Raw genomic sequence first — 23,228 nt, forward strand, 5'->3', positions numbered from 1 at the left:
ATCAATTTTATCTATATATTATATTATACATTAAAAATAGAGGCTAAGTCAAAAGCCTATATGAAGCAACTAATTCGTTGATCTTGTTTGAAATAAATGCTCGAGAATCTGAAAAAAACACTGAAATTAAAATTAATTAACTCCAGTGTTTATAGGCTAATTATTCTGTTGGAATTTAATTAAAGCTTTACCGATAATTAAAGAAAATACTGCAGCGACAATTATTTCTGGAATACCATTTGTTGCTGCTACTGCAAGAGCTGCACTTAAAGGAAGATATCCTCTTAAAACAGCTAAAGTTAAAACTCCTGCTGTATTAACTATAGTTCCTACTGCTCCTGCTAAAACTAGAGAAGTACTCTGATTAATATTTTTAGTAGATCGGTAAACATAATAAGCAGCTACACCAATAAAAAGTCTCGGCAAAATCGCTATAATTGGGTCAGCAAAAATTGGGTTTGTTGCCCTCAAAAAACTAAAAACCCCAAATATTAATCCAATTAATAGACCAACTATTGGTCCTTCAATAATTCCCCCTAAAATAGCTGGAAGATGCATTATTGTTGCATGTCCAGCTGCACTCGGCCAGGGTATTAACCCTAAACCAGTAGCACCTAAAATGATAGATATAGCCCCCAACATACCAGCAATTACAATCTGTCTTGTTTTGAGTTTTATTTTCTTTTCCTCCCATCCCAGTCCATTGATCCAGGTGGACTAAACTTATTGTATTTAACAGTTTTAATAATGGGTACAGCTCTCAAAAAAAGTTTCTGTCCCAACTGTTATAGCTATATTATAATAATTATCAGCTTCAATGACAAGGAATTTAGGAAAATTTTCTTAAATTATTTTTTTAATCAGTAAAAATTAAACTATCTTCTTTCAGACAGTTTCTTTAAATAGTTAATTATTACCTCATCTACCTCCATCGCTCTAAAGTGCTCAATTAAACTCTCCTGCTTGAAGTAACGCAGCAGTCTAACTAAATAACTCATAACCTTATTTTTTTTACTTTCCTTTAAAAGCTGACGGTGGAAAAGCTCAGTTCCCATTTCGTAATAATTTAATTTTAAAGCTGCCACCAATCTGTAAAAATCTAAATACTCATCATCTAAAAACTTTCCATGCGGAATTTCTGTTAAAATAGGTGCTGGATCATCAAATCTTAGAATGGTTTCATAATAGGCAACCGTATCAAAATAACTCTCAACAGCTGATTCTTTAACATCATCTAGTAATTTTTCTTTTTGATCTACTTCCAGGTTAGATTGATATTTTAAAAGTCTTAACTTAGCATAACTTAGAGCTGGACTGTTAACAGCTGCAGCTTCTACTTCAGCAATAACTTCTTTTAATTCCTGAGTTGTAATATCTCTTCCTTTGTCATAGATTGTTTCTTCTCCATCAAGGGCAGATAAACTAATAAATAGTCGATTATTATAAATATCTTTTTTCTTGATCTTATCAATTAAATTAGCTTCAACCAGCTCCAGCAGTCGTTCTAAAAGTTTTTTCTGGTGATTTCGTGCTTCTTCATTTTCTATTAACATCATTAAACTAGCGAGGAGGTTATCATCTTCTCCCAACAGATTTGCAAAATCTTCAACAAACTTTGCTAATTCCTGATTCTCTCCATATTCTACTAAAAACCTCAAGTAATCAGAAGCTACCTGCCAGTTATGAAAATGTCCATCTTTTCTATTTTTTTCAATAGTAAAAGCAGTTTTAATTTTTTCTTCAGCTTTATTTAAATTACCCTGCTGATAATCTGCTAAAAATAAGAGCCTCAAGAAATCTGGATTTCTTAGATGCTTTGCTTCCAGTTCTTCGGCAAAATTACTGAAATCTTCATATAATTCAGCTGCTAAATAGCGGGCAAGAATATCAAGAGCAATCTGAGAGTTTCTAGGAGGTAAATCTTTTATTTCATTCAATAATTTTCTACCTTCAACCTCAGCGGAACTCATTTTAAGGTTATCAAGCCGCTGAAAAACATTGAATATTTCTGCAGCCTGAGCTAAAGCCTCTTTTTGCTTGAGTTCCTTATTTTCTTTTAGGTTAAACCTTTCTTTTATAAAATCATCTAAAAATGAAATTACCCGCATTTGCTTATATTCTTTTAGCTGCTCATAATATTTTTTAAATAGGCTGAGCGCACTTACAACATCATCTAAATCCATTAAAGTTTCCAGACGGAAAATAATTAGCTGTAAATTGTCAGCGTTAATCTGCATTGCCCGGTCAATTATATCATTAACACGCTGAAAGTTCTGGCCTTTTTTATAAACTTCAGCTAAAGCAATTAAGAGAGCTATATTTTCTCCTTTAGCTTCCAAAGCTTCCCTGACAATTGCCTCAGCTTCATCAATTTCTTCCTGTTCCAGCATGATATTAACTAGGGGAGAAATAAAGGCCTCATCTAAGTCAGTTCCCATCAACTGCCAGGCATGTTTTAAGTATTTTCCAGCCTGCTGATAATCATTACTCTGCAGAGTATAAACTATTAAAGGTAATAGGAATCTATGTTCCAGAGGATAATTTTTAACCGCTTCTTCTAATAAATCAACTACTTCCTCTTCTCTCTCTGCTTTTTTAACTGCCTCAAAATATTCTTCAATACTTTTATCTGGATTATTGCGGGCACAGCATTTTTTGAATTTTTTGCCACTGCCGCAGGGACAGGATTCGTTCCTGCCTATACTGTAAGAACGAACTGTATCTTTTTCTCTTCTTTTTGCTACACTATCTTTTAAACCTTTTAATCTCTTATTCATCTTTTTACCCAACCTTTCTTTATTAAACTAGAAATATGCAATAATAAAGCTCCATTAAGCTAAAAAGCTTCTGGAGCTCAATCATTTTCTATTTAAATTTAGTTTTATCTCTTTTTAATTATAGCAGAATAAACAAGTTATTTAAAGTTAATTTAAAGCTACTCAACTGTGATTATTTCTTTAATATTTTCAATCAAAAGATCCATGTCTTCCTTTTCTACTACTAAAGGTGGTAAAAACCTTAAGGTGTGTTCCTTAACAGCATTAACTAAAAAACCTCTTTCGAAAAGTTCATCAGTTATTTCCTTTGCAGATAAATCACTACTTAGCTCTAAGGCCAGCATTAAACCCATTCCTCTTGTTTCTATTATATTATCATTTTCAGCCACAAGTTTATCAAGTTCAGTTCTTAAATAAGCTCCCTTTTTCTTTACAGAATCCAAAAAGGATGGTTCCAGCATAATATCAATTACTTCCGAAGCAGCTCTGGTTGCCAGAGGGTTGCCACCAAAGGTTGTCCCATGATCTCCAGGCTCAAAAGCAGAAGCGACCTCTTCCTTAGCCATAAAAGCCCCAATGGGAACTCCGCCACCTAAAGCTTTTGCTAGAGTAATTATATCTGCTTCAATTCCATAGTTTTGGTAGGCAAAAAGTTCACCTGTTCTACCCATCCCACATTGAACCTCATCAAAAATTAAAAGAATATCTTTTTGATCACAGAGCTCGCGCACCCCTTCTAAATAATCCTGGTCAGCCGGATAGATTCCACCTTCTCCCTGGATAGGCTCCAGCATAATAGCTGCTGTGTTATCAGTCACCGCCTCTTTTAAAGCTTTCAGATCATTAAAAGGTACTGTAGAAAAACCTTCTGGCAAAGGAGTAAATGGTTCCTTGTATTTATTTTGACCTGTTGCAGTTACAGTTGTCATTGTCCGTCCGTGAAAAGACTTATCAGCTGTTATAGTTTCAAACTTATTGCTTCCCCTTTTCTTGAAATACTTGCGGGCCAACTTTAAAGCACCTTCATTTGCTTCTGAACCGCTGTTGGCAAAAAATATGCGGTCATAACATGAATTTTGACATAATTTTTTTTCAAGCTCAGCCTGTGGTTCTATGTAATAAAGATTTGAACAATGAATAATCTTATCGATCTGATCTTTTAAAGCCTCCTTAAAACGCTGATTGCTGTAACCTAATGAGTTAACTCCAATTCCGGCTAAAAAATCTCGATATATTTTACCATCTTTGCTGTATATTTTAATTCCTTCAGCTTTTTCCACATAAAGAGGGTATCTACCGCTGTAAACATTCATAAAATGTTTTTTATCCATTTCTACAATTTCATTTATTTCCATCTTCTATCTGCTCCCTTCTACTTTTTGATTTATTAAATAGTCAATATTTAATTAAATTTAACTTGGATTAATTTATAAATTAATCTTTTAAAATCATTGTTCCTACACCCTGATCAGTAAAAATCTCTAAGAGCAGAGGGTGAGCAACCAACCCATTTAAAATATGAGTTCTAATAACACCACTTTCTACTGCCTGCATACAGCCTTCAACCTTAGGCAGCATACCTCCTTTAATTTTGCCATCTTTGATCCACTTTTTGATTTCACTGAAAGTCAGCTGAGAAACTCTGGTGCTTTCATCTTCTGCATCATAACGGATTCCATCTACATCAGTTAGATAAATTAATTTTTCTGCTTTTAATGCTGCTGCTAATTCGCCGGCAACACTATCAGCATTAATGTTTAAAGTTTCTCCTTCTTCATTAACTCCCACCGGAGCAATTACAGGAATATAACCATCTTCAATTAATTTTTCTACTAATTCAGGATTAATCTGATCAACTTCCCCTACAAAACCTAAATCCTTTGCTGGGTCACTAAATTCTTTCTTTTTGGCTCTAATCAAACTGCCATCCTTGCCCGAAATACCAACTGCCTTAGCCTGCATTTTATTCATCAGAGCAACAATTTCTTTGTTAATCTGGGCTGAAAGTACCATCTCAACAATTTCCATCGTATCTTTATCTGTAACTCTGAGTCCATCAATAAAGTTAGCCTCAATATTTAAACGGTCCAGCGTTTTATTAATTGCCGGGCCACCACCATGGACAACCACCGGATTGATTCCTACATATTTAAGCAGGGTAATATCTTCAATTAATTTTTCTTTCAATTCAGCATCAGCCATAATACTGCCGCCGTATTTGATCACAAAAGTCTTACCAAAAAAGTCTTTAAAATAGGGTAAAGCTTCAATTAAAACATTTGCTTTTTCAATTAATTTCTCTATTTTACTCTCCTCCTCACTACTTAGAAAATAATATTTATTTTAGGGAAATAAAGCTGTTGCTTTAAGGCCTGTGTTTTCTGGATAACCAAAAATCAGGTTCATATTCTGTACCGCCTGACCTGCTGCTCCCTTGAGCATATTATCAATAACAGAAACAATAATTAGCCTTTCGGTACGCTGATCATATTTAAAACCAATTTGAGCAAAGTTTGAACCGGCAACATTTTTAATTTCTGGCAGCTGATCTGCCAGCACCTGGACAAATTCTTCTTTATTATAAGTCTTCTGGAAAAGACCTAAGATCTCTGCCTCAGAACTTGTCTCTTTCAAATTAAGATAAATAGTTGCTAAAATACCTCTTTTAATCGGCACTAAATGAGGTGTAAATAAAATTTGAGCTTTGTCTGCATCGACTGAAGAGCTAAAATCAGCTGACTTAAAAGGCTTTAAATCAGAATCATACTCTCCCTTTAAAATCTGATTTGCTATATATTCGATCTCTGAGCTGTGTCGATGTACAGCAGGACTATAAGCCTTCATACTGTTATGGGTTTCTGTAAACAGCAAATTTTCTTTTAAACTTCGGCCAGCACCACTGACACCTGATTTAGCATCAATAATTACCGAGCTTAAATCTGCTTTAGCAAAACTCAGCATTGGTAAAATCCCCAGCAGTGATGCAGTTACATAACAGCCAGGATTGGCCACTAGATCTGCCGTCTTAATCTTTTCACGGTTTAATTCTACCAGACCATAAGCAGCTTTTGCTGCCAGTTCAGGGTGTTTGTGCTCAACTCCATACCACTTTTCATAAATATCTAAATCATGGTAGCGAAAATCTCCACTCAAATCAATTATTTTTGTGCCTTTACCATAAAGCTCTCCTACAATGTTCTGTGAAACTCCATGGGGCAGAGCTGTGAAAATCAAATCACTCTCTTCAACTTTAAACTCTTCCATCGCCTTTAGCTGATAACTTTTTAGTTTTGAACCTCTAAACTGTGGGTAAATATCTGTTAATCTCTGACCTGCACTGCTTTTAGAAACTAAATCCTTAATTTCTACTTCCGGGTGCTCGTGCAGCAGCCGCATCAATTCTATCCCCACATACCCTGTAGCTCCTATTATACTTACCTTTTTCATCTGCTCACTCCTCTAATTCTCATAATTCTCATTTAAGCTTAGAAAACCCCTATTTTCAAACTCACTTATAAGTTATGTACAAATTATATCTTTGGCTTATTTTATCGCATTAAAGTATTTGAATCAAGCTATTTACTAAATTTAATTGGTTAAAGCAAATAATAATTGTTAAACAATTTATATTAATCCTGATCTAGATGTTTTAGAATTACTAACAGATAAGATCGGAAAATTAAAAAGAATTAATGAATACCTTTAGGAGGCGAAATTATGCTTAAAAAGCTTAGCTATTTAATTTTGATCAGTCTTCTTATATTTTCAAGTTCGCCTATAATTTTAGCCCAAAATGATCAGGTCGTTAATAAATCTGCAGAAGAGCTTTTTTCTACAGCACTGGAAGAGTACAATAATCAAAATTATAAATCAGCAGCTGAAACACTAGATAACTTACTGAATAGAAATGATTTAAATGATGATCTTAAGTTTAACGTTTTATATTATTCTACTATGACTGCAATTAAGAGATATCAGACCACTAAAGCAATTAACCTTTTAGAGCAATTTAATCAGGCTGGATTTCAAAATGCAACTTTAAACTGGAGAATAGGAGAATTATTTTTAAACAAAGATGGTCAATTTGGTAGTGCTAATTTTGATAAAGCCCTTAACTACCTTAGAGAAGCTGAATCAATGGGGCTTGAAAAAATTCAATTCAAAAGAGATCTTGCCTATACACATCTAGAATCCCAGAATCTTGAAAAAGCTGAAAAATTGTATAATGAAGTGATCAATCAGAATGCAGTAAGTTCTGATTATATGAATTTAGCAAGAATCAAAGAAAAACATAATCAGTTGCAGGAAGCTGTAAAATATTACGAATCTGCTAGGGATACAGCAGGAAATAAATCCGGTCTTTATTTGAACCTTGGTAATATATATCAAAAACTAGATAATCATGATTCTGCAGTCGCTATTTATGAAGAAGGAATTGAAATGAGAAATAACTTTGCACCTTTATACATTGGTCTTGGTGAAAGTTATATTAAACTTGAAGAATATTTAGAAGCTGAAAATGCTTTAGAAAAAGCTGTTGAAATCAATGATAATTCTTATTATGGTTACTATCTGCTTGGAAACCTAGAAAAGCAAAAAGGAAATAACAGTCAGGCTTTCAACTATTATGATAAATCACTTAAATATAACTCTAATTATGTTAATGCATATATAGCAAAAGGTCAGCTTTATATAGAAATAGAAGAATATCAAAATGCTATTTCTAGTCTTTCGCTGGCTGTGGAAAAAAATCCAGATTACGCAGAAAGTCGCTATTATTTAGGAAAAGCATATTATAATGCTGGAATGCTGGAGGCAGCAGCAGCCGAATTTAGACAAACTGTGCATATTAATGATAGATTTCCAGAAGCTAAAGAATTATTAGAAAAAATCGAAAATGAGTTAAGCAATAATTAAAATATAGAGTTCAGAGGAAAGGAGATATAATATGAGAGTACTAATGACAGTTATCATTGTGCTTGCAATTTTATTGACTGCAACAGTTACCAATCCAAGCCGCGAAGAATTTATTAACTGGGGAATTGCAGAAATTCGAGGCCAGGCTGATAATGACATAGAGCGAATATTTGGTGGTGCAGTAGCAGCCCCAATGCTTGAAGTTCAAACTGCAATGAAAGATTATGTATTCTTTACAGTCTTCACTGTTCAAAAAGCTGAAGAAGAATATAGATATCTGGGTGTATTCAATACTTTCTTTAATATAAATTAATATTTTCAATTCATTAAGGTCTTCTATCATCAGGTTAGTCAAAGCAATTAATTTTAATTGTAATAATAAATAGCTCCTTAATCATTAGAAAGGGTGAGATTTATGAAAGAATTTGAGCTCAAAAATGGTAATTATATTCCCGCTCTGGGACTAGGAACTTCTGGACTGCGCGGTGAGCAGTGTACTGAAGTAGTTAAAAAAGCTGTGGAACTTGGCTACAGACATATTGATACTGCTGATATGTATCAAAATCACCTTGCTATTGCAGCGGCTCTAAAACAGACAGAGATAAAAAGAGATAAGCTATTTATAACTTCCAAAATCCAGAGTGAAGATTTAGAATATAAACAGCTGAAAAAAACTGCAGATAGACTGCTTTCTGAACTGGAGCTTGAATATTTCGATTTGCTTTTAATTCACTGGCCCAGTCCAAAGATACCAGTTGAAGAGTCTTTAAAAGCAATGAAGGAACTAAAGGAAGCTGGTAAGACAAAGAATGTTGGAGTCAGCAATTTTACGGTCCCTCTTCTGAAAGAGGCTCTGGAATCTTATCCAGATTTGATTACAGTCAATCAGGTAGAATTTCATCCAACACTTTATCAGAAAGAACTATTAGATTTTGCCTTTAAAAATGATATTATACTTACAGCCTACAGTCCACTGGCCCAGGGGGAAGTATTTAAAAACAGTGTTTTAGAGTCACTTGGAGAAAAATATGATAAGACACCTGCTCAGCTGGCTTTAAGATGGTTGATTGAAAAAAATATTGTTGCTATACCCAAGGCAAGTTCTGAAGCCCATCTTAAAAATAATCTGGATGTCTTTGACTGGGATTTCCCTGTCGATGCAGCCCGTGAGATGGAACTTTTAGATCAGAATAATCGTCTAATTGATCCTGGTTATCCTGATTTTGATTAAACTTGCTTTTACTAAAGTTTAAACCCAGCTCTATTTATAGGGCTGGGCTTAAATAATTAATATTAAATTAATTCTGCTGGGCAATAAAATTTTTAACTGCTCCAATCATACCAGCATCATTCGACAGCTTAGCTGTTTTAAGCACAAAATTTTCCGTATAAGCAGGCATCGCTTTGGCTCTCACAATTTTCTCCAGAGGTTTAAGCAGCAGCTCTTTTTGTGCAGATACTCCTCCACCAATAATTACTGCTTCTGGATTAAAAATATGTAATAAAGAAATTATAGCTGTAGCATGGTAATCCAAAAATTGATCTACAACTTTTTTGAGCTCCTGATTTCCTGCTTTAAGCTCTCTAAAAATGTATCTACCATCAATTTCCTGGTCGAGCTTTAGCTCTTTTTTTACATCTCTAACTAAAGCTGTCATGGAGGCATACTGTTCAAAACAGCCTCGATTACCGCAGCTGCATTTTCGACCTTGATGTTCAATGATCATATGGCCAATTTCACCGCCGATTCCCCGACTGCCGTTGAAAATTTGATTGTCAATAATTATTCCAGCACCAATTCCAGTACCGATGGTATAAATAATACTATCATTATAATCTCTGGCATTACCAATCCACTTTTCTGCAATCGCAGCACAGTTGGCATCATTTTCAACTTCAGTTTTAAGATTAGTAACTTCTTCAATTTCTGTCTTAAGATTTGTACCTTTCCAGTCAGGTATATGACCATTATCACCAATAATCATTCCCTTACTGCTGTCTATCTGACCAGCTGCAGAAACTCCAACTCCTTGAATTTCAAATTCTTTTTTTTGGGCAGCTGTTTTGATCTCTGAGACTGCCTTTTTTACCCTATCTAAAAGTGGTAACTGATAATTATTTATATTAGCAGATAAAGATCTTTTTTCAATGACCTCTCCATTTTCTGTTATAATCCCCGCTTTAACAGCGGTACCTCCAATATCAATTCCTAAATAATATTTCATAAGCTATAACCTCTCCTGCTGCTGAAATTGTTTTAGCACTTTAAGATTTCTAACTGTCTTTGATCCCTGAAACAAAGCTGGCAATTATCTGCTGAGGTCTGGTAATAGCTCCACCAACAACTACTGCAAAAGCTCCCAATTCTAGAGCTTTTTTAGCTTCTGCAGGAGTATGGATTCTGCCCTCTGCGATAACTGGTTTTTCCAATTCTGCTGCCAATTTTTTAATTAATTCAAAATCAGCTCCATCTGTTTTTTCAGTATAATCTGTGTAACCACTCATCGTTGTGCCGACAAAATCAACTCCAGCTTCAGCTGCATTAACTCCTTCTTCAAAATTTGAAATGTCAGCCATCAGAAGCTGTTCCGGATATTTCTCTTTGATTTGGGCAACAAATTCCTTAACAGTTAAGCCATCCGGTCGTTCTCTTAAAGTACAGTCTAAAGCAATAATATCTGTCCCAATTTCAACTAAAGCCTCAATTTCCTTCATAGAAACTGTTATATGCTGCTTAAAACCAGGGTACTGTTTCTTGATAATTCCGATAATCGGCAGCTCAACTTCTGCTTTAATTTCCTTAATGTCTCGAACACTATTGGCTCTGATTCCAACAGCTCCATTTTCTTCAGCAGCTGCAGCCATCCTGGGCATTATTCCACCTTCTTCTGCATAAAGCGGTTCTCCAGGCAGTGCCTGACAGGAAACAATTAAACCACCCTTTAGCTGACCCATAATTTTATCTTTCTTAGACATCATTGAACCTCCTTCTAAAAATCATTTAATTATTTATTAAGTTTATTAATTGAATTTAAGTTTATTTATTTTTAGATTAAATTTAAAAAGAGCTATTTCCCAGCGTTTAAAGCAGTCCATTCAGTCTTTAACTGATCATTCTCTCTGCTGAGCACAATATTTTTCTTATATTTTTCCTTTGCTGATGGATAATCTTCTCTATAATGAGAACCACGACTTTCCTTTCTTAAAAGCATCGCTCTAATTAAAGCTTCAGCTAAACTTAGATAATTTTTAAGCTTAATTTTAGTTCTTAAATCAGCCGCTGTAATTCCCAGATTAAAACCTGAGCTTTTCTTTGTTTTATACTCTGCATTTAGATTTTCTATTTTAGTTAAAATTTCATTTAAGGATTTTTCTGATCTAAGTATTGAAGCATTTTCCCAGATTATTTTTCTGAGTTCAGAAATTTTCTTTTTCGAAGCTTTTATATCAAAATTAAACTGTTTTAAATATGCTTCTATTTCAACTTCAAATTCTGACTCTGTAATTTCCTCTGCATCAGAACTTGATTCAGCTGCATAAGCTGCTGCACTTTCTCCAGCTATTTTACCAAAAACTAGTGAATTTGCTGTAGCTAGACCACCTATTCTGTCAGCCCCATGCATCCCACCAGTTACCTCTCCAGCAGCAAATATTCCACCAACTCCAGTTTGTGCTTGCTGGTCAATCAAAATCCCACCATTAGATGCGTGTTCAAAAGGAACAATGCTGATTGGATCAGCTGCAGTTATTCCTTTATCTTTTTCCAGCCAGTCAAAATATTCTTTAATCATTAAGGAGTCACTTTCTTTGATTTCTTCTTTATAGCTTAGATTATAAAAATCTTCCTGTTTGTTTTTTAAGTATTCCTTAAAAAGGGCCAGATCAACATATTTAGTCTTCAGACGGCTGCTGAAAGGTCCATGTGCTGCCCGTTTTTCCAGTATTTTATCTTTATCCAATTCGACCGGCAGATATTTATCTAAAATATCATTACCTTCTTGATCAGTTAGCTCAGCATAGGCAAAAGTTCTTTCATTAAAAATTGTCTTATAGTTAGGCTTTAAATAACCTGGTATAAACTGAATAAATTCTATATTTGCCAGCTTACAGCCTGCCTCTAAGGCCATTACCTGTCCATAACCATTTAGGTCAGAAGTATTTAAACTGTGCTGATAAAGACCTCCAATTCCACCGCTCGCCAAAATTACTGCCTCAGCTTTAATTAAGATTAGATTATTATCCCCATCAAGAGCCAGAGCAGCTTCAAATTTATTATTTTTTACAATTAGCTTAATGACTTCTGTTTTTTCTAAAACATCAATTCCCAGCTCTTTAATTTTTTGCTTAAATGCCGGGCGGGCGCTTTTAAAAGTATAGCCAAACCATTTACGGTGCTTATTATCAAAACAGGGGATAAGGCTGTTATCTGCTTCTAAATTATTTGGCTTTTTAAACTCAACCCCCAGCTCTTCCAGTTCAGCTATTCTAGCCCCAATCTTATCAACTAAAACTTCTGCGAGACTTAAATCTGCTATCCCAGAACCAACTCGATCTATACTATGCAGCAGATCAGTTTTATCATTCTGATCAAGGGGAGCAATCATTCCCAGGCCCCAGGTGCCGGGATAAAAACTTGAGCCAGAACAAAAATGAGCTGCAGTAGAAATTGTTACCTCACTTCCCTGTTCTGCAGCTTCAATCCCTGCTGAAATACCGGCCAGACCTGCTCCAACAACCAGTATTTGAGTTTTATATTCTTTAAATTGCATCTAAGAAATCAATTCCTTCAATCTTATATTTATCTCTTAATTTTTTGAATTCAGATTTGAATTCTGCTTCTTTTTCAGGTCCATAATTTTTGAATGGTCTTCTGGAATAGCCTGCATTTACATCTAACCAACCTAGCGCGATTCTCATTAAAGAATAAAAATCATACTGGACTGAATATTTAATAATTCTAACTGCATTCTGCTGTTTTATTCTGGCAGTTTTTAAATCATTATTCTCAACCGCTTCATAAATATCCATAAATAGTTCCGGCATTAGATTATAAAAAGAACCAATAAGTCCATCTGCACCGTTGAAGAGGCCAGAACTTGCCATCTCATCTGCACCAGAATAAACTAAAAAGTCCTCTCCCACTTCATCTTTGATTGAAGCTATTTCAAAATGAGAGGTAGCTGTATATTTAACTCCTTTAACATTTTCAATAGAAGCTAACTTTTTAATACTGTCATAAGCAATAGTTCCTGCCAGTTTGATATTATAAACAATCATCGGCAGTGGAGTTGCTTCGGCAATATCTTTGTAATAATTGTAAATATGTTCTTCGTCAAAATTCCAGTAAAAAGGAGGAACCGAAGATACAGCATCTGCCCCTGTTTGATATGCATGCTCAGCCAGTTTAATAGAATTTTTAGTGCCAATAGTACCTACATGAACCATTATTGGTACCCTGCCTGCAGCCTCATCAATTACAATTTCTACTACCCTTTTTCTTTCTTCCATTGACATCAGAAATCCTTCACCAGTACTACCTGTTAAATAAAGTCCATTCACCTCTTTTTTTATTAAGTAGTCAACTAATTCTCTCATTCCAGCTTCATCGATTGTTTCATCCTCTGCGAAAACGGTCATTAAAGCTGGAATTACACCCTTCATCTCTTGTACATCAAATTTAGACATTATATTTCCTCCAATTAATATATTTTATTATAAGCTTACATTTTTTATTAAAAACAATTTACTTTAAAAACAAGATTAATCCAGCAGATGACAGGCTGCATAATGTTCCCTACCATCTATTTCATATTTTTTTAATTCAGGTACTACCCTGCTGCATTTGTCTATCTTTTTCGGACAGCGTGGGTGGAATGGACAACCTGGTGGTGGATCAACAGGAGATGGTACATTACCTTCCAAAACTATTCTATCTGATTTATGATCAAGGTCAGCCACTGGGATAGCAGATAGAAGTGCCTCTGTATATGGATGTAATGTATTATTATATAGATCATCAGAATCAGCAAGTTCAACAATTTTACCTAAATACATAACAGCGATTCGGTCACTAATATATTCTACTACACTTAGATCGTGGGTAATAAAAAGATAAGTTAAGTCTCTTTCATCTTTTAAATCCTGCAGAAGCTTTAAAACCTGAGCCTGAATTGAAACATCCAAAGCACTAACTGCCTCATCACAGACAATTAATTCTGGTTCTACACTTAAGGCTCTAGCAATACCAATCCTCTGCCGCTGGCCTCCAGAAAATTCATGGGGATAGCGGTTCATATATTCTCTTCTTAGATTAACTGCCTCCAGCAGATCGCCAATTATTTTTTTTCGCTCTGCTTTAGATTTAACTCCAAACTGTTTTAAAGGATCCTGAAGAGAGCCAAAAATTGTAAAAGCAGGATTTAAAGAAGAATGCGGATCCTGAAAAACAATCTGCAGCTGTTTTCTAGCCTTCATCATTTCTTTATCTGATAATTTATTTAAGTCCTTTTTCTCACCGCTGAAATCATAGATAACTTCACCAGAGGTAGCTTTTACAAGCTGCAAGATTGTTTTACCAAGAGTTGTCTTTCCACAGCCGCTTTCTCCAACTAAACCTAAGGTTTCACCCTTATAAATCTTAATACTTACTCCATCAACAGCTTTAACATGGGCTACTGTTCGCTTAAATACCCCCTTCTGTACAGGGAAATATGTTTTTAAATCTTTCAACTCTAATAATACTTCTTTATTCTTCATCACTTAACACCTTCTCATAATGCCAGCATTTAGTATAATGTTCTCCTTCAACAGTAAAGACTTCCGGATCTTTATAACATTTTTCTGTCATATAATCACAGCGGGGATTAAACTGACAGCCCTGAGGTCGATCAAAGGGATCAGGAGTATTACCACGAATTGGCTCAAGTTCCTGATTACGTCCCTTACCTAGAACAGGTATTGATTTTAAAAGTGCCTTTGTGTAGGGATGGGCAGGATTTCTTAAAACATCCTCAACTGTACCACTTTCTACAATATTTCCCATATACATTACCGCTACATCATCAGCCAGCTCAGCCACAACTCCCATATCATGAGTAATCATCATAATTGCTGTGTTGTAATCTTCTTTCAATTCATTCATCAGGTCAAAAATTTGAGCCTGAATTGTAACATCAAGCGCAGTTGTTGGCTCATCAGCAAGCAGTACCTTTGGATTACAGGCCATCGCCATTGCAATCATAGCTCTCTGCCTCATTCCTCCAGAAAATTGATGGATATACTCATTAACCCTCTGCTCTGGCAGTGGAATCCCCATATTGTCCAGGAGCTCAACAGCTTTTTTGTGAGCCTCTTCCTTAGTCAGCTCAGTGTGATATTTCAAGTTTTCCTTAATCTGAAAACCAACAGTATAAACCGGATTTAATGCTGTCATTGGATCCTGAAAAATCATTGCAATATCATGACCCCTTAAAGCTCTCATTTTAGATCCATTAGGGTTTAACTGGTCAATTCTAATTGGACCCTGATCACTGTAATAGGTTATTTCTCCTTCTTCAATCCGTGATAATTTTGGTAAAAGCCTCATTATAGAAGTAGCAGTTACTGTTTTACCACAGCCGCTTTCTCCAACCACACAAAGGGTCCTACCTTTGCGAATTTTAAAAGAAACTCCATTTACAGCCTTATTACATCTTTCATTTGTATAAAAATAAGTTTTTAAATTATCAACTGAAATAATTGTATCATTATTATTCATCTATATCACCCTAACCCTGCTGTGATGGATCAGTTGAATCTCTTAATCCATCTCCAATAAAGTTTATACTCAATACAAAAATAGAAATCACTAAACCAACCGGCAGCCAGATCCACCAGTTTTCTTTTAAGATGCTTAAATCCTGGGCCACATTTAATATATTACCCCAGGTTGCAATATTTAGTGGTACACCTAAACCAAGGAAACTTAAAGATGTTTCCTGTAAAATAAACATAGCTGTACTTAAAGTAATATTAACTAAAATAGGAGCAATGGCATTCGGCAGCATATGTTTATATGAAATTATAAAATCATTAAGACCAAAAGCTCTCAAAGCCTGGACATACTCTTCTTCTCGAATAGAAAGCATCTGTGATCTAACCATTCTGTAAACAGATCCCCAGCCTGTAAGAATAAAGATCACAATCAAATTCCACAAACTCTGGCCTAATATTGAGACCAGCATCAGGACTAAAATCATTCGAGGGAAAGCCATAAAAATTTCTGAGATTCTCATAAATATCTTATCAATCCAGCCACCTTTATAACCGGCATAACAACCAACCAGAACTCCAATAAACGCTGCACCCAGAGCACTTCCTAAACCAACTAAAATTGAGATTCGGCCACCATATAAAATTCTGGTGAAAACATCCCTTCCCAGCTGATCTGTACCAAAAATATGTGATAAAGTAGGTGCTTCTAATCTATTTAAAACATCAATACTTCCCGGCTGATAGGGAGAAATAATTGGAGCAAAAATACTTGCCAGCATAATTATCGTAAATAAAACTGCACCTAAAACAGCAAGTTTGTTATTTGTAAATTTATTTAGAGCACGATTTTTATCCTTATTTTTTAATAAACCTGCTTCTTCTTTTCTTTTTATCTCATCCATTTTTCTATCTAATTTGCTTTTTCTAATACTTGCCATATTATCACCTTAATCCAATTTTATTCTTGGGTCTAGAAGAGCAGTAAAAATATCGACTAAAAAACTTGCGATAAGTACTGCTAAAACAGTAAAGAGCGCAATCATCATAATTAACGGCAGGTTTTGACCTTTAACGGCAGACACAAATTCTTTACCCACACCAGGCCACTGAAATACCTGTTCGATAACAACTGAACCACCAATTAACATCGGTAATCTAAAGCCTATTAACACTATAACCGGAGTCAAGGCAACACGAAATCCATGCAGCAAATTAACCCGCCATTCTGGTATCCCTTTACTTCTGGCAGTTTTAATATATTCTTTATTTAAAGCATCAAGCATACTTGAACGCGCATACCTCATAACTCCTGCAGTCATTGTACTTCCTAAAACAATTGCTGGTAAAATCAAATGCGGCAGTCTATCCCAAAAAGAATCATAACCTGGGAATATTCTTCCACCAGCAGGCAGCCAATCAAGAGTAAGAGAAAATATTAAGATAGAGACAAGTGCAAAAAAGAACCTTGGTATAGAAACTCCAACCATTCCAATTACTGTTACAATATGATCAAAAATCGAGCCTCGTTTTAAAGCACTTAAAGCTCCTAAAATACTGCCAAAAAATGTGGAAAATAACAAAGCAGCTATTGATAATTCCAGAGTGGCTCCCAGGCGGTCAAAAACTATTTTAGAAATTGGAACCCCACTGGTCAAACTATAGCCAAAATCACCAGTAAAAACACCTTTTAGCCAATTAAAATAACGGACAATAAAAGGATCATTTAAACCAAGCGACTCCCTCAACTCGTTTAATCTCTCAGCAGAAATATTTGCTAAAACATCAGGGCTGACCATATATGATACTGCGTCACCAGGAGTTAGTTCCAAGCCTCCATAAATTAAAAAAGTAATCACTAAAAGCATTGGAATTAAAATCAACATTCTTCTAATAATAAAAGAAAACAAAATATCACATCCTTAATAAAACTAATATGAGTTCAGATATCAGACAAGTCCTAAAAAAATAAAAAAATTTGAAAAATAGAGCCTGCTTTTTTAGACAAACTACAGGCTCTATTACATTTTAATTTTTAATGTTAATTAATTTTCAGCATGTGGAAACTTGTTAACATAGAATAAACGAGTATATCTAATATCAACAGGATGTACTTCCATAAAGTCCATCTTTTCTACTGACTTAGCATCTGTAACACTTTTACTATATGCATAATCTACGCGACCTGATTCAGCATTTAAAACTATACTTGGATCACTTTCTCCACTTGGATAAAGCTGAATCTTTTCAATATTACCAGTTCCTTCATCCCAATAATCTGCAAAAGGAACAAATGTTGCATAGTCATTCATACTAACTTCTTCAATTCTAAATGGACCAGAACCAACAGGTGCCTGCCAGTATTCAGCTCTCTGAGCTTGAATTGGATCACTATCTTCTAATAAATGTTTAGGTAATGGAGGCCACTGAGAGAAAGTTAATAATGCATTTGGGTCCAACTCTGCAAATTCGAAGTTAATTGTATTTCCATCAATTTTGATTCCAGAAATATGGTCTGCTTCTCCATCAATATATTCCTGATATCCTTTTAATGAACTGTATGTTTTAGAAGCTACAGCATTTAACTGAGGTACCTTTGCAGAATATTCTACAGTAAATCTTACATCTTCTGCAGTAATTGGTTCTCCATCATGCCACTTAATTCCATCTCTTAAAACAAATTCAATTTCCATTCCATCTTCACTTACAGTATATTCAGAAGCTAGCTGACCCTTTTTAGGTGTTAAGTTTTTATCTGCTACAATTAAACGGTCAAATAAGAATTTCTGAGGCATATAAGCACCGGGGTTAACAAAAGTAGTTTCAAAGAATTCAACCGGACCTGAATTAGAATAGAGAACTCTTTCACCTTCATCATTTGCTTCAACATCCCAGTCAATAATTCTCCAATCATAAGTAAACTGCTCATTACCATAAGGAATACCTTTGCGGTCTACACGATCACTCTCATAAACAAATACCTGCTGGTAATAGAGTGGAATAGCAAATAAGTTTTCATTAAAGTACTCCTGCAGATCATAAAAGGCTTCTTTTTGAAGGTCAATATCTGCAGTTGCATTTGTATCAGCAATTAATTCTGCTAATTTTTCATCTGTTGGAGTATGTGAGTTACTGGAAGCACCAGGTGCAAATCGGTTGTAGTACTCGTGCATTGTTAAAGCTGCTATACCAGCATAAGCCATATCCCATTCAACTTCAGATGGACCCATCTTTGGATCTTCTGGAGTCACCCATAACTGAGCAGACAAATCTCCTTCTAATTTTCTGAAATTCATTTTAATTCCAACCTGGCTTAAATAGGCCTGTACTGCTGTCATTAAGTCAACTGTTAATTGATCTCCATAATAATAAACAACATCTAACTCATAATCAGAATCCCAACCAGCTTCAGCAAGTAATTCTTTAGCTTTTTCCGGGTTATAGTCATAGTTGTTTAAGCCATCAACTTTCCAGTCACCATTAGGTGTTAAACTGTTTGCCTTAACTGCCTTTCCTTCCAATAAACCTTCAACTAATGTTTCCATATCTACTGCATAAGCAATAGCCTGTCTAACTCTTTTATCCTGTAGAGGATTTTCATGTTCAGCCGCTGCTGTACTTCCTATAATTGTAAACATTAAAACAGTTAGTAATAAAAAAACAAATAATTTTTTCATTATTTACTCCCTCTCTTTTTTTGATTTTAATGAAATAATCTTAAGTCAAAATTAATTATTCCCTCTAAAATCACCACCTCTTTAATTTAATATTTATTTGATTTTGTTAATTAAACACCTACTTTTAATTGATTAGCAGCTATATTCTTTTTTGAAACTTCATAATGCTTCTCCAGAAGCTTATATAGTTTATCATGATCTTTTTCAGCCAGTGCTTGATAAATTGCCTTATGTTTTTTATAGCCCGCCTGTAAATTTGGATCAGCTAGTTTGGAGAAATCTTTAGCATTTTCTAATAATGTCCAGAAAATACCCAGCAGCTTTTTAAGTAGTTCATTATTAACCGGCTGAAAAAGTAGTTTATGAAATCTTTCATCTGCCTCCACAAAAGCAACAATATCATTGCTTTCCCTGGATTTTTTCATTTTTTCCACTACTAATTCAATTTTTTTCAAATGCTCAGCATCTATATTATCAATTACTTTTTTTAAATTTGATAATTCTAAAGTTATTCTAATTTCTAAAACCTCTGAAAGGTCATCTCTATCAAACATCATACTGTAAGGCAAATTTTCTAAAATAGGTAAAAAATTAAAAGATCTAACAAACATCCCTTCTCCTGCTTTTGTTTCAATAACCCCCAAAACCTCTAAGCTTTTTACCGCTTCTCTAACTGAAGATCTACCAACCTGTAATTTTTCTGCTAATTCGTTTTCCGTTGGTAATCTGTCTCCAGCTTCAAGATTATTATCAATAATATAATTTTGTATTGCCCGAATCACTAACTTATAGCGCTTACTTGTCTTTATTGCTTTCATAAAACCACTCCCAATTTGTCTTTTATCTGCTTGTCTGATGAGTTGATTACTATACATCATATAATAATATAAATAATTCTAATTGTCAAACAATTTTTATTATTTTTTTATTAATTTTTATTTTTTGACATTAAAAACTCCAGCTCTGACTTAAATATCAGAGTTGGAGTTAGTTTAATCTTTATTATTTAATTGATTTTCCTTTTCAAATCTTCAAATAAACTATAGACTACAGGAACAAAGATTAAAAGCAGCATTGTGGAAGAAAACAAACCTCCCATTACTACTTTAGCTAGTGGTGAGTACTGCTCTGTTCCAACTGCCAGCTCTAAAGCCAGTGGTGTCATACCGGCAAGGGTAGAGAATGTTGTCATTAAAATAGGCCTAAATCTCAATCTGGCTCCTTCTAAAATTGCTGCTTTGCTTTCTTTTCCTTCTTTTTCGGCCTCAATAACAAAGTCAATTAAATGAATAGCATCATTAACAGCAATCCCGGAAAGTAAAATTAGTCCCATCATTGCTGGCATTGAAAGATAGGTATTTGTCAATAGAAGTGCTGCAACTACACCCACAAGTTCCAGCGGTAGTGAAATCATAATTGTAATAGGATGAATTAAAGACTTAAACTGAGAAACTAAAAGTAAATAGATAAATGCTACTGCAAAAACTAAAGCTGCTGCCAACCTAGTTAGAGCATCATTCATATCATCCTGCTGTCCTGTAATCTGAGCATTATAACCATCAGGTAATGGAAAGTCTTCTATAACTTTCTTAATATCCTGATTAATTTTGCTTAAAGGTCTGTCTTTACTAAATCCTAAGATATCTAATGTATACTGCATATTTTCTCTGCTGATTAAATTTGGCCCTTCACTGACTTTAATCTCGGCCAGCTCTCTTAAAGGCAAACTATCTCCTTTAGGGCTAACAATTATCAAATTCTCTAAATCATTTTTATGAAACATCTGCTCATCTTTATATTTAACTAAGATATTCAGATCATCCTGACTGGCAAGATTAAAATCCTCTTTTGCGTCCAGACCACCAACTGAAGCCGATATCTGCTGAGATATTTCTTTAGTGCTCAAACCCAGCTCAGCAGCTCTTTGGCGATTAATTTTAAGATGGTACTCAGGACTGTCAAGTGACCAACGCAAGTTAATATTTACAGCTCCTGGTACCTTTTTAATTTGCTCTGCCAGACCTTCTGCAAAGTCATATAGGATTTTCGGATCTTTTCCGCTTAACCTGATTACTAAGGGAGCCTGAGTTGTAGACACAGATGTTGCTCCTGCCTCTTCTACTACATAGGCTTTAATACCTGGAACTTTAGCTATTTCATTTCGCAGCTCAGCCTGTATTTCCCAAATTGATCGCTTTCTGCTGTTTCGATCCTCGTAAGTTAGAGACATAAATGCCTGCTGAACCCCATTAGCACCTGTTGTTGCCTGTGTACTTGCTCCCGGCTCAAAACCAAGCTGAGTTGAATAGATTAATAATTCTGGTATTTTTTCCACTATTTTTTCAACCTTTTTAGCTACTTCTTCCGTTTTAGCAAGTGATGACCCGGCCTCTGTTTCTATGGAAATATAACTCTGACCACTATCCATAACCGGTGTCATCTCAGATCCAATTAAAGGAATCAAACTTAAGGTCACTATTAAAATCACCACAGCAGTTGTAATTACAATTGCTCTGTTATTTAAAGATCTTTCCAGCAGCTTAAGATAATATTCTCTAGAACTATTTAATAATTTAGTAAATAGAGCCGCTATCTTTTTAAAAACAGCAAATATTTTAAGAGATCTTTTTTCCTCTTCCGCCTTTAAAACAAGGGATAAAACAAGCGGTACAATTGTAAATGAACTAATGACCGAACCAGTCCAGGCAAACAATAGGGTCATCGAAAGTGGTCTAAACATCTGCTGCACAAAACCCCCAATAAACATAACCGGAACCAAAACTATCATGGAAGTTGTTGTTCCAGCTATTACAGCTAGTATCATCTCATTTGTTCCCTCAACTGCTGCCTTAAAAGCTGGTTTGCCAAGCTCTTCAAAGTGACGGGTTACATTTTCGATAACAACTATTGAATTATCCACCAGCATTCCAATTGAAAGAATCAGGCCAGTCATTGTAACAGTATTTAAGCTTAAACCAAAGGCTTTCATTAAAGCCAGAGTTAAGACAAATGTTGTTGGAATAGAAATTGAAACTGCCAGTGTACTACGCCAGTTTTCTAGGAATAAAAAGATTACTATAATTGTTAAGATAATTCCAATAAAGAGTGTGCTCGCCATATTATTAATAGCCAGCTTAACAAATTCTGACTGATCTTCTGTAATTTGAAAATTTAAATCCTGATACTCAGCTTCCAGTTCAGCTATAGTTTCTTTGGCATTATCAACAACCTGAACAGTATTTGCGTCCTGCTGTTTTAAAATGTTTAAGGCTACAGTTTCCTGGCCTTCAACTCTAAATTTACTTCTTATTTCAGCAAAACTGTCTCTAACTTCTGCCAAATTTTTTAAATAAATTTTACCCTGAGGAGTTGAACTTATAATCAAATTTTTAATTTCTTCTAAATTCTCATATTCTCCAACTGTCCGCAGCAGATATTCCTGTTCATTTGTTGTTAATCTACCACCGGGAAAGTTAATATTCTCCTCATCTAATCTTTTAGTCAGCAGCGAAATTGGTATATTATAGGCTGCCAGCGCATCGCGATCAACATTTATCTGAATTTCTCTTTGCTTACCACCATAGACATCTACACCTGCTGCTCCACTAACCAGCTGCAGTCTATTTTTAAGCTGATTATCTGCTACAGTTCTCAGTTCAGTATCACTACGGGGTCCGGTTACTGCCAGAGTCAAGATAGGGCGGTCAGATTTTGAAAATTTCTGCACCTGGGGTTCTTCTATATCCTGCGGCAGTTCGTTTCTGATTTTACTAACTACATTCTGGACATCTACTGCTGCAGTATTAATATCTTTATCATAGTCAAACTCGACACTAACTAAAGATACTCCCTCCATTGCATCAGAACTGATACTTTCGACCCCCTCTATACTTCCCAGTTCTTCTTCTAAGGGTTCATTTATCTGTTCAGCAATATCAGAAGCACTTACTCCGCTATACTGGGTCTGAATACTGACTACAACCGGCTCTGTATCAGGATTCAGCTGAACATTTAGAGTTAAAAGTGCTGCTAAACCCAGGAGGACAACTGCCATAACTGCAGCAATTGTTGTATATTTTTTTTCAACTGCAAAATCTACTAGTGTCAT

Annotated in this window: 19 protein-coding genes; 3 read left to right on the forward strand and 16 right to left on the reverse strand. The window is 35.0% G+C overall.

Going from position 1 to position 23,228, the window contains the following annotated elements; genetic code table 11:
* Positions 1–156: 156 nt before the first annotated feature.
* The 5 genes from ACZ446_RS10330 to argC all read right to left on the reverse strand — a co-directional run bounded on the left by ACZ446_RS10330 (position 157) and on the right by argC (position 6,224).
* Complete coding sequence (locus tag ACZ446_RS10330; protein WP_464392478.1) at positions 157–642, reverse strand: ECF transporter S component; 486 nt, start codon at positions 640–642, stop codon at positions 157–159.
* 233 nt (positions 643–875) lie between these two features.
* Positions 876–2,777 (reverse strand): SEC-C metal-binding domain-containing protein, encoded by a 1,902-nt coding sequence (locus ACZ446_RS10335; protein WP_464392479.1) that lies wholly within the window; start codon positions 2,775–2,777, stop codon positions 876–878.
* A gap of 158 nt (positions 2,778–2,935) precedes the next feature.
* Complete coding sequence (locus tag ACZ446_RS10340; protein WP_464392480.1) at positions 2,936–4,132, reverse strand: acetylornithine/succinylornithine family transaminase; 1,197 nt, start codon at positions 4,130–4,132, stop codon at positions 2,936–2,938.
* 79 nt (positions 4,133–4,211) lie between these two features.
* Positions 4,212–5,081 carry an acetylglutamate kinase gene (gene argB / locus ACZ446_RS10345; protein ID WP_464394394.1) on the reverse strand — a complete coding sequence of 290 codons (870 nt, stop codon included), beginning with the start codon at positions 5,079–5,081 and terminating at the stop codon, positions 4,212–4,214.
* Between the two features lie 39 nt (positions 5,082–5,120).
* Positions 5,121–6,224 (reverse strand): N-acetyl-gamma-glutamyl-phosphate reductase, encoded by a 1,104-nt coding sequence (argC, locus tag ACZ446_RS10350; RefSeq protein ID WP_464392481.1) that lies wholly within the window; start codon positions 6,222–6,224, stop codon positions 5,121–5,123.
* 270 nt (positions 6,225–6,494) lie between these two features.
* Between argC and ACZ446_RS10355 the strand changes: the two genes are divergently transcribed.
* The 3 genes from ACZ446_RS10355 to ACZ446_RS10365 all read left to right on the forward strand — a co-directional run bounded on the left by ACZ446_RS10355 (position 6,495) and on the right by ACZ446_RS10365 (position 8,925).
* Positions 6,495–7,694, forward strand: a complete 1,200-nt coding sequence (locus tag ACZ446_RS10355; protein ID WP_464392482.1) for a tetratricopeptide repeat protein — start codon at positions 6,495–6,497, stop codon at positions 7,692–7,694.
* A 31-nt stretch (positions 7,695–7,725) separates the two neighbouring features.
* Positions 7,726–8,007 carry a hypothetical protein gene (locus tag ACZ446_RS10360; protein ID WP_464392483.1) on the forward strand — a complete coding sequence of 94 codons (282 nt, stop codon included), beginning with the start codon at positions 7,726–7,728 and terminating at the stop codon, positions 8,005–8,007.
* Positions 8,008–8,109: 102 nt separating this feature from the next.
* Entirely contained in the window at positions 8,110–8,925 is an 816-nt protein-coding gene (locus ACZ446_RS10365) for an aldo/keto reductase (protein ID WP_464392484.1), read from the forward strand.
* 67 nt (positions 8,926–8,992) lie between these two features.
* On the opposite strand, the gene ACZ446_RS10370 is transcribed toward ACZ446_RS10365, so the two are convergent.
* The 11 genes from ACZ446_RS10370 to ACZ446_RS10420 all read right to left on the reverse strand — a co-directional run bounded on the left by ACZ446_RS10370 (position 8,993) and on the right by ACZ446_RS10420 (position 23,228).
* Positions 8,993–9,919, reverse strand: a complete 927-nt coding sequence (locus ACZ446_RS10370) for an ROK family protein (RefSeq protein ID WP_464392485.1) — start codon at positions 9,917–9,919, stop codon at positions 8,993–8,995.
* Between the two features lie 49 nt (positions 9,920–9,968).
* Entirely contained in the window at positions 9,969–10,670 is a 702-nt protein-coding gene (locus ACZ446_RS10375) for an N-acetylmannosamine-6-phosphate 2-epimerase (RefSeq protein ID WP_464392486.1), read from the reverse strand.
* 92 nt (positions 10,671–10,762) lie between these two features.
* Entirely contained in the window at positions 10,763–12,463 is a 1,701-nt protein-coding gene (locus ACZ446_RS10380) for an FAD-binding protein (protein ID WP_464392487.1), read from the reverse strand.
* Entirely contained in the window at positions 12,453–13,379 is a 927-nt protein-coding gene (locus tag ACZ446_RS10385) for a dihydrodipicolinate synthase family protein (RefSeq protein ID WP_464392488.1), read from the reverse strand. The genes ACZ446_RS10380 and ACZ446_RS10385 overlap by 11 nt, the downstream gene beginning before the upstream one ends.
* A gap of 75 nt (positions 13,380–13,454) precedes the next feature.
* Positions 13,455–14,450 (reverse strand): ABC transporter ATP-binding protein, encoded by a 996-nt coding sequence (locus ACZ446_RS10390; protein WP_464392489.1) that lies wholly within the window; start codon positions 14,448–14,450, stop codon positions 13,455–13,457.
* Positions 14,440–15,450 (reverse strand): ABC transporter ATP-binding protein, encoded by a 1,011-nt coding sequence (locus tag ACZ446_RS10395; RefSeq protein WP_464392490.1) that lies wholly within the window; start codon positions 15,448–15,450, stop codon positions 14,440–14,442. The genes ACZ446_RS10390 and ACZ446_RS10395 overlap by 11 nt, the downstream gene beginning before the upstream one ends.
* 10 nt (positions 15,451–15,460) lie before the next feature.
* A complete protein-coding gene (locus ACZ446_RS10400; RefSeq protein WP_464392491.1) occupies positions 15,461–16,384 on the reverse strand; it encodes an ABC transporter permease in 924 nt (307 codons plus the stop codon).
* 9 nt (positions 16,385–16,393) lie between these two features.
* On the reverse strand, positions 16,394–17,353 hold the full coding sequence (locus ACZ446_RS10405; protein WP_464392492.1) for an ABC transporter permease: 960 nt from the start codon (positions 17,351–17,353) through the stop codon (positions 16,394–16,396).
* A gap of 135 nt (positions 17,354–17,488) precedes the next feature.
* A complete protein-coding gene (locus tag ACZ446_RS10410; RefSeq protein WP_464392493.1) occupies positions 17,489–19,120 on the reverse strand; it encodes an ABC transporter substrate-binding protein in 1,632 nt (543 codons plus the stop codon).
* A gap of 110 nt (positions 19,121–19,230) precedes the next feature.
* Positions 19,231–19,938 carry a FadR/GntR family transcriptional regulator gene (locus ACZ446_RS10415; protein ID WP_464392494.1) on the reverse strand — a complete coding sequence of 236 codons (708 nt, stop codon included), beginning with the start codon at positions 19,936–19,938 and terminating at the stop codon, positions 19,231–19,233.
* A 188-nt stretch (positions 19,939–20,126) separates the two neighbouring features.
* Positions 20,127–23,228 (reverse strand): efflux RND transporter permease subunit, encoded by a 3,102-nt coding sequence (locus ACZ446_RS10420; RefSeq protein ID WP_464392495.1) that lies wholly within the window; start codon positions 23,226–23,228, stop codon positions 20,127–20,129.

Source organism: Halanaerobium sehlinense, assembly GCF_055379485.1.

Coding starts and splice junctions, on each gene's coding strand:
- ACZ446_RS10330 (WP_464392478.1), bottom strand. CDS start 642: ATGTTGGGGGCTATATCTATCATTTTAGGTGCTACTGGTTTAGGGTTA.
- ACZ446_RS10335 (WP_464392479.1), bottom strand. CDS start 2,777: ATGAATAAGAGATTAAAAGGTTTAAAAGATAGTGTAGCAAAAAGAAGA.
- ACZ446_RS10340 (WP_464392480.1), bottom strand. CDS start 4,132: ATGGAAATAAATGAAATTGTAGAAATGGATAAAAAACATTTTATGAAT.
- argC (WP_464392481.1), bottom strand. CDS start 6,224: ATGAAAAAGGTAAGTATAATAGGAGCTACAGGGTATGTGGGGATAGAA.
- ACZ446_RS10355 (WP_464392482.1), top strand. CDS start 6,495: ATGCTTAAAAAGCTTAGCTATTTAATTTTGATCAGTCTTCTTATATTT.
- ACZ446_RS10360 (WP_464392483.1), top strand. CDS start 7,726: ATGAGAGTACTAATGACAGTTATCATTGTGCTTGCAATTTTATTGACT.
- ACZ446_RS10365 (WP_464392484.1), top strand. CDS start 8,110: ATGAAAGAATTTGAGCTCAAAAATGGTAATTATATTCCCGCTCTGGGA.
- ACZ446_RS10370 (WP_464392485.1), bottom strand. CDS start 9,919: ATGAAATATTATTTAGGAATTGATATTGGAGGTACCGCTGTTAAAGCG.
- ACZ446_RS10375 (WP_464392486.1), bottom strand. CDS start 10,670: ATGTCTAAGAAAGATAAAATTATGGGTCAGCTAAAGGGTGGTTTAATT.
- ACZ446_RS10380 (WP_464392487.1), bottom strand. CDS start 12,463: ATGCAATTTAAAGAATATAAAACTCAAATACTGGTTGTTGGAGCAGGT.
- ACZ446_RS10385 (WP_464392488.1), bottom strand. CDS start 13,379: ATGTCTAAATTTGATGTACAAGAGATGAAGGGTGTAATTCCAGCTTTA.
- ACZ446_RS10390 (WP_464392489.1), bottom strand. CDS start 14,450: ATGAAGAATAAAGAAGTATTATTAGAGTTGAAAGATTTAAAAACATAT.
- ACZ446_RS10395 (WP_464392490.1), bottom strand. CDS start 15,450: ATGAATAATAATGATACAATTATTTCAGTTGATAATTTAAAAACTTAT.
- ACZ446_RS10400 (WP_464392491.1), bottom strand. CDS start 16,384: ATGGCAAGTATTAGAAAAAGCAAATTAGATAGAAAAATGGATGAGATA.
- ACZ446_RS10410 (WP_464392493.1), bottom strand. CDS start 19,120: ATGAAAAAATTATTTGTTTTTTTATTACTAACTGTTTTAATGTTTACA.
- ACZ446_RS10415 (WP_464392494.1), bottom strand. CDS start 19,938: ATGAAAGCAATAAAGACAAGTAAGCGCTATAAGTTAGTGATTCGGGCA.
- ACZ446_RS10420 (WP_464392495.1), bottom strand. CDS start 23,228: ATGACACTAGTAGATTTTGCAGTTGAAAAAAAATATACAACAATTGCT.